This window comes from Bradyrhizobium sp. I1.14.4, from assembly GCF_050435825.1.
Lineage (GTDB): Bacteria > Pseudomonadota > Alphaproteobacteria > Rhizobiales > Xanthobacteraceae > Bradyrhizobium.
This window is the reverse complement of the sequence record NZ_JBNDLA010000023.1, coordinates 93,779-106,207: the sequence shown is the minus strand read 5'-3', so window position 1 is coordinate 106,207 and position 12,429 is coordinate 93,779. Positions and strand designations below refer to the sequence as shown.

General features: G+C 58.0%; 6 protein-coding genes. 5 read left to right on the top strand and 1 reads right to left on the bottom strand.

Annotated elements, in window-relative coordinates; genetic code table 11:
* Positions 1-1,459 precede the first annotated feature (1,459 nt).
* Positions 1,460-1,729: a hypothetical protein gene (locus ABIB78_RS31160; protein WP_429031571.1), complete on the bottom strand. Its 270-nt coding sequence runs from the start codon at positions 1,727-1,729 to the stop codon at positions 1,460-1,462.
* Positions 1,730-3,290: 1,561 nt separating this feature from the next.
* Here ABIB78_RS31160 and ABIB78_RS31155 point away from each other — a divergent pair.
* From ABIB78_RS31155 to ABIB78_RS31135, 5 genes are all read left to right on the top strand, one after another.
* Positions 3,291-4,091 carry an RNA polymerase sigma factor gene (locus tag ABIB78_RS31155; protein ID WP_429031568.1) on the top strand — a complete coding sequence of 267 codons (801 nt, stop codon included), beginning with the start codon at positions 3,291-3,293 and terminating at the stop codon, positions 4,089-4,091.
* Complete coding sequence (locus ABIB78_RS31150) at positions 4,088-4,678, top strand: hypothetical protein (RefSeq protein ID WP_429031566.1); 591 nt, start codon at positions 4,088-4,090, stop codon at positions 4,676-4,678. Before ABIB78_RS31155 ends, ABIB78_RS31150 begins: the two co-directional genes overlap by 4 nt.
* Positions 4,679-8,143, top strand: coding sequence for a UvrD-helicase domain-containing protein (locus tag ABIB78_RS31145; RefSeq protein ID WP_429031564.1), 3,465 nt, complete (start codon positions 4,679-4,681; stop codon positions 8,141-8,143). It begins immediately after the preceding gene.
* Positions 8,144-8,583: 440 nt separating this feature from the next.
* Positions 8,584-9,750 (top strand): metallophosphoesterase family protein, encoded by a 1,167-nt coding sequence (locus ABIB78_RS31140; protein WP_429031562.1) that lies wholly within the window; start codon positions 8,584-8,586, stop codon positions 9,748-9,750.
* Positions 9,747-12,422 carry an AAA family ATPase gene (locus ABIB78_RS31135; RefSeq protein ID WP_429031561.1) on the top strand — a complete coding sequence of 892 codons (2,676 nt, stop codon included), beginning with the start codon at positions 9,747-9,749 and terminating at the stop codon, positions 12,420-12,422. Before ABIB78_RS31140 ends, ABIB78_RS31135 begins: the two co-directional genes overlap by 4 nt.
* Positions 12,423-12,429: the final 7 nt, after the last annotated feature.

Below are 12,429 nucleotides of genomic sequence, written 5' to 3'. Positions count from 1 at the left end.
GCCAGCGCCAAATCCATCCTCGCAAAGCACCGCCGAGCCAAAAAAGCGCTCGCCATCGCAAAAGCGGGATGCAAATGAATGAGTCAGAACACTAGCATGATCCGGGACAGATGAATGTGACATCGTTCATACAAAGTTAACGGATGAGGAGCCGGCGCCAAGGGCCCGTGCGCTAAGCTCCTCCCCGAAACGCGACCGCGCTGCGTCCCCAACCCGCGCGACACGCAAACCCGCGCACGTTCGTTTTCACCACTGCGTGACCGCGCTCGTGCAGCAGCGCGCATTCAACTATAGGATTACCAATGTCAAACGATTTAGTCGTCCAGCTCGGCGCTCGGCTCGACCAGTTCGCCAGCGATATGAATCGTTGCCGCGGTCAAGGATGCGAAAGCGCGTCGCGTACTCGCCTAGGTCTTAATCCGGAAGCTTGGCTAAGCCAGCATTGATCACTGCGACTTCCGCACGCACTTCACGGGCCATGCGCCCTGTGACTGTGTGCGGGTTGTGATCGAGCCCGGAAACTAATCTCTGGCGATGTTCGCGAAGTTCACACAAGGCGTTGCGATCACAAAGCTTGACGTAGATATCGACCGTTCGCTCTATTGTGTTCACGCGCCAGTTCTCCGCTTAAGAGACAATCGAAGCAATCCAGGATTCTCTCGCCGCCCTCAACGCGCCTCGGCGTAAAAGGTTTCAAGCGAGGAAAAACTTTCTGGCGGGGCCGTCAACGTAGGTCGTTCGCTAATGTCGACAATCTGGTAGCTTCGCGATCGCGCGACGAAGTATGATTTCGACCGTGGCGGGGCGGCTTACCTCGAAGTCGGCGCCGCATGGCTGCGGGGCGGGAGTGATCTGAGGCTTGGCGAAGCGGGATGCTACCACTCGTTAAGCAGTCGTTCGATCTTGACGAGTAACGCCATTTCAGCCGCACCTGCGTCGAGCTTCTTTTTCGAGCGCCGAAGAAACACACTAAGCTCCTCAGCAAAATCAAACGATCTAGCGGGTGATTTTGTGGGAGCGAACCTCCAATAGGGCGTTTGAGTGGCTGCACCGAGGCGGTGCTGCAGCCGCGATCGATCAAACAGCAATTTTCCATCGTCGGACATTTTGAGGCTGGAAAACTCGACGAACCGGCAACAGGGCGCAGCCGGAACGCGTATTTCGAGCCCGACGGCGTATTTTTTTGGGCTACCCCTATATCGGTTTGTCGGGCCAGTATTTCGATTTGGCCGAAATCCGATGCCGCGCCTCCGCCTCGGTCGCGAAGTCCCCAATATGGGAATCTGGACCATTTCCGGTCTTTACCGAAACGAACCAGCGACCGCCTTTCGCCTGTCGTGGCTCAAATTGAGGAAATGTCTTGTTCATGCCTGCCATATGTGGCGCATACGTCGAGATACCAGACCTCGTATGGCGGCTTACATATTTGTCACGTGGAATCGTAATCGCCAGCGTCCAGTCATTCAACCATCATCAAGAAATCGCTCTCGCGAACGATCCTTATCGCGACGCCATCGGCAATCATCGCTTCCGCCTTGCGATGCTTCGAACTTTTTTCTTGTCCCTTAGCAAGCCGCAGATCCTGATCTCCGACAACCAGGATGGTAATGTTCTTGCTTACGGAATCTGCAACCTTGCACCCTGCGACAGCCGCCATCTGAGCGGCTTGAGCCGCGTTCGATAGATAACGCGCTAGTAAAAACGATGGTCTCACCGAATAGCGGTCCATCGGGATTGCCGTCTTGGGAATGTCTTTTCCAGTCGGTCTTGCGCTTAAATGGTCTCGGAGGCAAACCGGCGACACCCTCATATCCGATGTCATCAATCCACGCCTGGAGGCTGATCTTTGTATCGGTGATTGCGCGCGTAACGATTAAGCCGGAGGCTCTCGCGTCTTCTGCCGCGTCATGATGCTTGAACTCGATGCCGAATGACGTGGCGAGATTCTTTAGACCATAGCCGCCATTTGATCCGTACCCGTCCCAGGCGCGCCGAGCGACCTGAAGGCTACCGAGCCAGATGCAGGGGTGTCCTCTTGTGGCTGCGGCTCGTGCGAGCGCAGTCCGGTCAAATGGGCTATGATGCACGATTGCTGTGTCAGTGAGTGCGCCGCTTATTACAGGAAAAACCTTTGCCATAGCCGGCTTGCCCGCAACGTCTTGTACGTGGCGCTTCTGACGACGCAGGTCTACGTGCGCTTGCGCAAGCCGAAGGCGCTTGCGGTACCCGACGTCGCGGAGGGGGCCGGCGCCGCGGTCGCCCGGGCCGCGGAGTAAGCCCCAGTGCCAACGGGGCGCCCAAACGACGGAGCAGCCTCAACTCGTCTGCACACGCGAGCCTGATCAGCGGTCCAGCACCAGCAACGATCAGCGTTACAGGTTTCTGTCGCCATGTAATCACTCAGCAACTTGCTTCTCGGACTTGCGCCTCTGAAACCTCAGAGCTTCCAGGTGTTCGATAGCCGGTTTGGCACCCGAATCCCCTGTCAAGGAGCGCTGTTTGATAATCTCGACGAGCTTCTGATTACCCCGCCTGCGCTTGGTCCGTGCGAGGTATCTATCAGGGGGGCTAGGTCTGGGGTCGGCGCTACGCTTCGAAGCTGAAATGTTCATCGGTCCACCCAGGGTGGACCAGAGGTGTTGATCCGTCACCGTGACTTTATTATCGGCCTCACGCCGGCCGGCTGAAATTCGACACAGGGCCATCATTCACGACGGCAAGCGCTCACTTGACGAGTGGACAGAGCTCAGCCATCGCATGCTTCTTTAGCTCGGCAAGGTTGTCGGCGGCTTCCTTGGAAAAGCGCCAATGCGAATATCATCGTGTGGCCCTCGATATTCGAGAAGAACCGCCGCGCTATCCTCGCCGCATCCTTGATGGGGTCTGCCGGAAAAGTGCAAAACGCCAACGGCGTTCATTCATCTGGTGGTCGATCAGGTCGCCGATCCTACAGCGGAGATGAAGTGCATTTCCGGTCTCGATGCAGCGTTCCCCGCTGAAAACGGGGCGAGGGGACGAAGCCAAGTATGGTGGCAGCGGCTTTGACAGCCGTGAGGCCAAAGCATCGCGTCATCCAGCCGCGCGACACGTACAGACCGGATTTGCATATCGATACGTTGAAGGTGCGGATTTCCGGTGAGCTGCCGCTAAACTATTGTATATAAGAGATTTTATCCTTCCACACGAGCTCTGTCTCGACGGCTCGCCGCAATTGAGTTACAGCTTCCGGTAGCAAGGAAGCAATGACTAGAACCGAGTGATCCTTTCCCAATCACGTCGTTTGGACCCACATGGCCGTTCCACTTCGCAAGTTGAAAGATGGGGTCTTGTATCAGCGCAGGCTGCTGATTGAGAATGCGATTGATGATCTCGTGAAGGTGTCGCGTTCGGATCAAGTAGATCGCTGTAAGATCACCGACCCATCTGATCCCGGTTATATTCCGACGGAGTGCCTACTTCACTTGATCCGCGGGTGTCGCTCCGACGACTCCGACCATTTCTTCGCAATGATATTCCGCACACTAAGGCAACGGATCCTCGCTCGATTACCGAACCCGGCGATAAAGGGGGGCAGTGAGGGTAAGTCGTTGGTTTCGCAGCGGAACATGGCGATCAATGAGCATGTGGTCGATCGATTTCAGGGGATGCTTGTCCAGGATCGGGCCGGATATGATGAGCGGCTCGATTACTACGAAGTAAATTTTGATGCCGCTTTGGCTACCCTTCGTCTGGACGGTCGAAAAAAGGGCCTAAGAGAAGAAAAGCGCTCGGAATCCATTGGCTATGACGATGAAACCAGTGAACTCAATGCTGAGGTGGAGAAAGCCGCGGCAGCCCAGAATCCAGTATCCGAGTCAAAACTTGACGATCCTGTTTACCGGTCACTGCTTTACGCCGCGATTGAATCATTACCGGACAATCAGCGCCGCGTGATCGAACTATTGCTGCGCGGAATCCAGATAGATTCTCAGGAACCCAACGTTCCTACGATCGTCCGATTCCTCGGTTGCACGGAAAAGACTGCCCGGAACCGCCGCGACCGAGCGTATGCAGCGATTCGGAAGGCTCTCGAAACGGAGGAAGACGCATGAGCACAGCAGATACAGACTCCCTTCTTGAGCATGTGCTGTTGGCGTTTGCCGTCGAGCCTTCTTACGATAAAGCGACTCTTGAGCGCTATCTTTCGCGTTATCCGCAATACGCGACCGATTTGGTTGATCTCTTGAGCGAGCTTAGGCTCTCTTCCGAAGGGATCGTTCATACCACAGATGATGAATCTGCGGTACAAAAGGCATGGGATGCGTTTACTGCCACGCCGCCCCGCGCCGAACGTCCCCGCTTAGTCGAGAATCCCTTTACCCTGTTTCAGGGGCCTTCCTTTGTTGCCTTAGCGACCGAGCTTCGTATTCGCCGTTCTATCCTGATTGCACTAAGGGACCGGATCGTCATTGCGACATCAATTCCCAAACCCTTCCTAAGGCGGCTAGCCATAGCGACCCGTTCAACGACCGAAGTCCTTCTTGAATATCTCGATCAACCCACGACCGTGGCTCCCGGGGCGAGCTATAAGTCGGACGGGAAGCCCGAAGCTCCCGCCAAGATCGAATTCGAGCGACTCCTCATTAACTCAGGTGTCACCTCCGAGGAGAAAGACGATATTTTCATGTCGTCTACCTAGATGGACACGATCGAAATCACACGCCAGACAGCCGAACGGCTGCATCTTGCGGCCGCGCAAAAGGGAGCCAATCCCTGGCAGCCTTACGCCTTCGCCTGTGCCGAAGCTCTTCGCCGGTCGATTGCCGTCGAGAAGCTTCCGACGGGGGATGCGCGCTTGCGCGGCGCGCGTGCTTCATACGACCCAGGCGGACTGACCATTCTGCACGAAGATGCCGGCAATGATTTTATGAATGCGTTTCTTGTCGCGCATGAGATCGGGCACGTTGAATTCGGCGGGGCTGGAGAGAGCACGCTCTCTTATGAGGTGAGCCCGATGCGCCCGGCGGAGGCGGCGCCCATTGGTGTCGATCGGGTTATTGACTATGGCCGCCGCGAACGCCGCGAGGTCCAAATGGACCTGTTCGGGCGAGAGCTGCTCTTGCCCCGATCCGTTGTGCGCAAACTTCATCTCGACGAAAATTTGACGGCAACGGCCATTGCGCAGCGGCTCGGTGCGCCCTTCGATGTTGTGGCACAGCAGTTACTAGATGCTCTTCTACTTCCTCCCGTTCGCTTAGATACGGATGTCCATGCGGAAAAGTCGCTCAACCCCGAGCAACGTTTTGCGGCCGAACATTGGGGTTCACCTTACTTGCTTGAGGCCGGTCCTGGTACGGGAAAGACGCAAACCCTAGTAGGTCGGGTGGAATGGCTACTCAAGCACAAGAAGATTCCTGCAGACCAGATCCTTGTGCTGACCTTCTCCAACAAAGCGGCCGGTGAACTCTCAGATCGTTTGGCGGCCCGAATCCCTGCAGCCGCCGCCGCAATGTGGATCGGTACATTTCACTCATTCGGCCTAGACATTATCCGTCGTTTTCACGAGCGCCTTGAGCTTCCCACGAATCCTAGGCTGATGGATCGTACGGAAGCCATCGACGAGCTGGCCGATCAGTTTCCGCGCTTGGATCTGAAACACTATCGCGATGTATGGGACCCGTCGCTTGCGCTAAGCGACATCCTCGCTGCGATTTCGCGTGCGAAAGATGAGGTAACATCACCGGAGCGTTACGCCGAGCTTGCCGATGCCATGTGGGAAACTGCTGCACCGGGTGAGACGAGAGAGGCGGCTGAAAAATGTCAGGAGGTCGCCAAGGTTTATGCAGCATACGAAGCGTTGAAAATTGAGCGTCAGTGCCTTGATTTCGGCGATCTCGTCGCGCTGCCGGTAGGACTGATTGAAACGGATGAGGAGGTGCGTGCGCAACTCCGCGCTCGCCATCGCTATGTTCTGGTTGATGAATTCCAAGACGTGAATCGGGCCAGTGTGCGCCTTCTTAAAGCTCTGTGCGGGGACGGGACAAACCTCTGGGTCGTCGGCGATGCCAAGCAGTCCATTTATCGCTTCCGGGGCGCGTCGTCTGTCAATATTGCGCGGTTTGCCACTAAGGATTTCCCAGGTGGTCAAACCGGCCGCCTCAAAGTGAACTACCGGTCGACCGAAGAGATCGTGAGCGCGTTTGTCGCGTTTGCGGAGCATGGCATGAAGGCGGCGGCGGGCGCAGACGTGAAATTGAAGGCGGAGCGCGGTCCGTCCGGTGTGAAACCGAAGTACTCCGCCGTCGACATGGCTCCGGACGAAGTCGCGGCCATTGCCGAAGCCATCGAAACTCAGCGGGCTGCAGGGATTTCCTATCGAGACCAAGCCCTGCTCTGTACAGGTAATGAGCGCCTTGGACGAATGGCGGCCGAGCTGGAGAGCATGGGAATCCCGTTGCTGTTCCTTGGCAGTCTCTTTGAGCGAGACGAAATCCAACAGCTGCTCTCTCTACTCTCGTTGCTGATCGACCGACGCGCGATGGGCCTTGCGCGTGTGGGAACAATACCGGAGTTCCGGCTTTCGTTGGCGGCTACCGCAGCGGTTATCGCCCACTTAAGGGAATACGAGGGTGAGCCGCTCGCTTGGCTGAGGGAAGGTGCACCGTTGAGCAGCGTCTCCGCAGATGCGACCCCTGCGTTGACGCGGCTGCGAGATGTTCTGAACGGGTTCGTCCGTGCGTCGCCCCCTTGGCAGGTGGTATCGACGGTTCTCCTCGATCGCACGCGGTTTGCGGCTGCTATTGCGAATTCTGACGATGTCGCGGTCCGTGCGCGGGGTGTAGCGATCTGGCAATTCATGAATTTTGTCCGGGCACAGCCGGCGGCAGCCGGGCTTCCGATTTCGCGTCTTCTCGACAGAATACGCCGACTTGTTTTGCTCGCTGATGAGCGGGATCTCCGGGAGCTGCCGGCGGCTGCACAGAGCATCGATGCTCTCCGCGTCATGACGATTCACGGGAGCAAGGGCCTGGAGTTTCGCGCTGTCCACCTTCCGGGTATGAATGCTGATACAATTCCGCGTTCGCCCAACCAGATGCGCGGGTGCATACCTCCGGATGGCATGATTGAAGGTTTGTCGGGCACCGCCGTCGATATTCTGAGGAAGGGTCACGTCGAAGAACAAGAGTGCTTATTCTTTGTTGCGATGTCCCGGGCGAGAGACCGCCTTCTTCTGTATTCGCCGACCAAGGCTAAGAACGGGCGGCGGCGCGATCCTTCCGAGTTTCTGGCTCGGCTCGGGTCGACAATCGTCAGCGGGCACGTTCACCCGCGCCAGGCAGTTCCCCCAGATGTAGATGCCGCTCCCGTTCACCTCAGTTTCCCAGCGGGGATTGTACTCACGGATCACCAGCTCGCCTTGTTCCAGCGGTGTCCTCGCCGCTTCTTCTATACGCATATTCTTGAGATCGGTGGAAGGCGAACCGAAACCCCGTTCATGCAGATGCACAATGCCGTTCGGTCGCTCGTCGAATGGTTGACTGCGGATCCAACCCTCACGCCGTCCGCCGCTGAGCTTGATGCTCGCCTTACTGAGGCATGGGATTCGCGGCGGCTCACGGACCATGGCTATTCAGAAGATTATCGCCGATTTGCCAAGCAATTGATTGATTTCTTTGTATCTTCCCGCACTGGCTACGCCCGCGCCATACCCACCGAGATGCGCTTTCGCGTTGGCGCCAGTGAGGTCATTGTTCGTCCCGACGAGGTGCTTACGGCACCGAACGGCCGGAAGCATATTCGGGCGATCCGGACCGGCCATGCCGGCTCCAAGGATTTTGAGAACATTTCGGCGGGCGTCTTTACGCTCGCAGCGTACAAGGCCTTTCCGGGATGTACCGTTGAGTTCGTCCATCTCGGTGACGGCACGATTGGCGCCGTAACCATGACGGACCGGGTCTTAAACAATCGGTGTGCGACCGCCGAGGAGTTTATCGCTGAAATCCGCGCCGGGCTGCTTCCACGGAAGGAATCCGCGCGTATCTGTCCCCGTTGCCCGGCTTTTTTCATCTGTGGCCCCGTGCCCGACGGCGTGCTCGAAAAAAAATTTCTTTGTAGCTCCGACGGACTTACCGGTCGGCCTTCTTCGCATCGATTGACCCTTTGAAGGCAGGCGCAGGGCCATGCCTTACGGCGGATCTAGTGGCCGCCGGGCCTGTCAAGGCGTGCCTAGCCGGGATGACCTGCCAACCTATGAGGAAAGTAAGACATGAGTACTGCTACAGCAAAACGTGCCCCGATTGGCACTAAGGCCCGCACCGGAGAAGTATGCCCGGAGAGCGGTGTTTGGAAGGTCGACGGCTCGCCGAGCACGACCGCACCCATCGCGAAGGGCAACCGGATGCCCCCCTACGACGGCAAAGCCGTCACCTGGGTGCTCAACCAATACGCCTAAGCCTGAACGCCCGCTTCGGCGGGCGTTCACCCTTTCACTGCGAAGAACCGGTTCGCAGAAGACAAAAACGAAATGGGCATAACTGGGCTTCCCGCTAGGCCAGGAGCACATTGCTCTCTACTCTAGCGAGAATTAAGGGGAGGGCGTCTACCATGAAATTCATCCATTCATCCGATCTCCAAATCGGCAAGGTTTTTGGCTATTTCGAGCCGGAGGTTGCGAGCGCCCTGCAGGATGCACGTCAGGCCGTCGTTCGGACCCTTGGGGAGGCTGCGGTTAAATCCGGCGCGACGGCGGTCCTCATTTCCGGCGACATCTACGAAAAACAACAGATGTCTCAACAGACCTTGGCACGGGCCATTGAGAACATGCGCGCGTTCAAAAGCGTTCAATGGCATCTCATGCCGGGAAACCACGATCACTTCCGTGAAAACGGACTATGGGATCGGATTGTCCGCATGCAGCTCCCCTCGAATGTGACCGTGCATACGCAGACGGGTGCGGTGCAGATCGCGGACGAGGGTGGCGCTCCTATCTTTGTGTTGCCTGCGCCCCTTCGTTTCACGTCGAGCGCGGACGATCTCACGGCCTATATGGATAAGGAGGCAACGCCGGAAGGTGCGATCCGTATCGGCATGGCGCACGGCTCCATTCAAGGCTTTGGATCAGAGGGTGAAGCCAGCAACTACGTGGCGCCAAGCCGCGCGGACAGCGCGGGCCTCTGCTACCTTGCGATGGGTGACTGGCATCGGCAGATGCGGGTGAACGACCGTTGCTGGTATAGCGGCACGCCCGAGGCCGACCAGTTCAAGCTTCCGCCAAATCCCGTCTCCTCGCACTGCAACGGCGGTTCGGCGCTTCTTGTCGAGGTCAACAGCTCAAATGCATTGCCGGTGGTCTCGCCAATCCCGACAGGCCGTTACCAATGGCACAGGGTCGAGAAGGTCCTGACCGAAGATGCACAAGTGGATTTGCTCGAAAGCGAGCTTCGTGCGCTCGATTCAGACCTCAGCAAAATCGTCGTCGATCTCCGGGTTACGGGCGCGGTGTCTCTCGCCGGCCGTAAGAAATTTGAGGAACAAATCCTCCAGAGCGTCGGAGCTGCGCTTCGCGGCCTGCGCTTTGACGAGGCCGGCCTTGTCCTCAATCCGACCGACCAGGATCTCGATGAGATCGATCACGGCGGCTTTGTGCGCGTGGCAGCAGACCGCCTCAAGGCCATGGCTGCAATCTTATCCGATCAAGGCCAGGCGTCGCTTGCCGCCCTTGCTCTCAAGCGTCTTTACATCGAGCACCTTCGTCAGGGGACACGGCCATGAAGATCCGATCGATTGAGCTTACCAACTTCTGCAAATTTGTCGGAACCATCCGCGTCGACAACATTGGCGACAACGTGAATGTCTTGGTGGGGCGAAACGAGTTGGGCAAATCGACCCTGCTGAAAGCCATCAACGGCGCCATCTTCGAAAAGGCCAAGTCGACGGCTGCGCACGTCAAGGCGTTTCGCCACTTCGTCAACGGCACCGTGCCCGAAGTGAAGCTCGCCTTCGACATCGACGGCAAGGGCTGGACCATTCACAAGCGTTTCGCGGGACAAGCTGGTAAGTCAACCTTGACCTGCTCGGATGGCCGGCTGTTCGAGGACGACGCAGCGGAGGCGGAATTGCAGCGCCTTCTCGGCTTTGCCGGCAGTCGCAGCGGCGGCGAGCCTGGTATCTGGGGAACGCTTTGGGTGCAGCAGGGGCAATCCTTCGGTGATGCGGCGCTTGACGAGCATGGCCAGCGCACCATGCAAGGCTGCCTGGAAGCGCAGGTAGGCCTTGTGACAGGTGGAACGCGAGGCCAGAAAATTCCGAAAGCCATCAGAGACGCCCTTGAAAAGCTACGGAGTTCGAAAGGACCGCGCGGGAAGTTCAAGGACGCAATGGATCGGCTTGCCGAGAGCAAGCAGGAGACCGCCGACCTCGAAGCGAAGCGGCAGTCAGTGTTTCAGTTGATGGAAGATCTTGCGCGAAATAAGCGCGAGCTTAAACAGGAAACGGATAGCTGGGACGACGCGGCGTACCGCCTGGAAGTCGAGGCAGAACGGACCAAGCGCACGGTTGCCGCGACACACGCTGCCGAGCTTCGAAGTGCGATGGACGCGGCCAAGCTCGCGCGCGAACGCGCAACACAAGCCCGGAGATCGGTTGATGATCGCGCCAAAGCCGTTGCAGAACTGGAATCGCTCGAGTTGCAACTCAGCGATCTGAATACGGCAAGCGCCGGCGCTGTTGCTGCGAAGGCCGACGCCCAGGCTTCCGTCGATACCGGCGAAGCCAAGCTCTCTGATCTTCGCAGTGAAACAAGCCGGAACGCCGAACGAGCGCGGAATCTTGAGCGTATCCGTGCCATTGTGTCGCTGAATGCGGAACTCATCCAGCATCAGCTGACCCTCGATAAGGCCGCTTCGCTTGAGTGCGAGGCGGGAAAGCTTTCGGAATTGATCGGTGCTACTGCGACGACCGATGCCGCCGTAACGAGGATCGAGGAGGCCGTTACGGAGCTATCGGCCGCGGATGCAGCCGCGAACGCTGTTGCGACCACTGTTTCATTCTCCCTGGAGGAAAGCGCGCTGCCGAGTGTTGCCTTAGACGGCAAAGCGCTCGATGCATCCGCAACATCGATGCTAATCCTTGGCAAGACAGTAATCACCATTCAAGACGTGGGCGCGATCACGGTAGAGCCTCAAATCAAAGATCGTGCCGCCTTGGTCGCACGCCGGGACGCCGCCCAAGAGGAAGTGAAAGCCGCTTTGGAGACTGCAGGCGTCATGGATCTAGCCGCCGCGCGCACGGCGGCGGCCCAGCGCAAGGAATATCTGCGGCGTTCCGCAGACGTCGGCAAGGAGCTGGCAAATCTCGCTCCCGGAAATCGGACGAAGAAGTTGGCGGCCGGGCTGGAAGCTCTCAAGGGCCATTTGGGCGAGTTGCGCGGCCGGCTCAGAGTTGAGATGGAAAAATGCGGACTTGCGGAAATTCCCGGCGAAGATGATTTGACAAGCGACATTGCCAACAATCATGCAGAAGGCGCGCGGTTTGCTGCCGAAATCGAGACAGCTGAGGCTGAATTGGCAGGGCCTCAGGACGCTCTCGCCCAGGCGGACAAAAAACTCCTGAGCGCGCGCGAACGTCTTGCTGGGTTGAACGGCACGATCGAGACCAAGAAAGCGGACCTAGCAGCTGGACGTGCCGGCGCCAGCGACGAGCAGCTCACCGCAAACGCAGAGAGCCTTGAACGTGACGCCGTTGCGAGGGATGAACAGTTGGCAGAGAAGCTGCGCGGTCAGGGCGAAACAGTGGAGGCTATCGACGCCCGAATTAAGCGGCTCGAAGGCGCCGCCGCCAACCACCAGCGGTCGGTCGCAAATCTCGGGATTGAGGTGACACGCCTTACCGCGCTGATCGAGGCTAACGAAGGCGCTGGCGTCGAAGAAATGCTTCTTGCCGCCGAGGCTGAACGTGATCGCCTCACGAGCGCCGTAGCCGAATTTGAGAACGAGGCGGCTGTCCTAAAACTCCTTTCGCAGACATTAGAAGCAGCCGAAGGTGAGGCAAAGACCCGCTACCTCACGCCGGTTATCAGCCGTGTAGAGCCCTACCTGAAAATGCTCCTGCCAGGAGCCAATATTGTTCTCGACGAGGATTTGCGCATCGCCGCGATTCAACGTGCCGGACAACGCGAGGATTTCGATGTACTGAGCGGCGGCACGAAGGAGCAGCTCGCCGTCCTCACGCGGTTGGCGTTCGCCGAGCTGCTGCTCGGCCAGGGCCGGCCGGCCACGGTCATCCTCGACGACGCGCTCGCTTTTTCAGACGACGACCGCATTGAAAGCATGTTCGATGTCCTGATGCGCGCTGGCGACAAAGTGCAGATTATCGTTTTGACCTGCCGAAAGCGGCTTTTCACCCGGCTTGGTGCCGCCCCGTTGGAAATTCGGGAGGCGGCGTGAGGTTTGG

Bases quoted from the DNA above. Each gene is read 5' to 3' on its own strand.
- ABIB78_RS31140 (WP_429031562.1), top strand. From the start codon at position 8,584: ATGAAATTCATCCATTCATCCGATCTCCAAATCGGCAAGGTTTTTGGC.
- ABIB78_RS31155 (WP_429031568.1), top strand. From the start codon at position 3,291: ATGGCCGTTCCACTTCGCAAGTTGAAAGATGGGGTCTTGTATCAGCGC.
- ABIB78_RS31145 (WP_429031564.1), top strand. From the start codon at position 4,679: ATGGACACGATCGAAATCACACGCCAGACAGCCGAACGGCTGCATCTT.
- ABIB78_RS31150 (WP_429031566.1), top strand. From the start codon at position 4,088: ATGAGCACAGCAGATACAGACTCCCTTCTTGAGCATGTGCTGTTGGCG.
- ABIB78_RS31135 (WP_429031561.1), top strand. From the start codon at position 9,747: ATGAAGATCCGATCGATTGAGCTTACCAACTTCTGCAAATTTGTCGGA.
- ABIB78_RS31160 (WP_429031571.1), bottom strand. From the start codon at position 1,729: ATGGACCGCTATTCGGTGAGACCATCGTTTTTACTAGCGCGTTATCTA.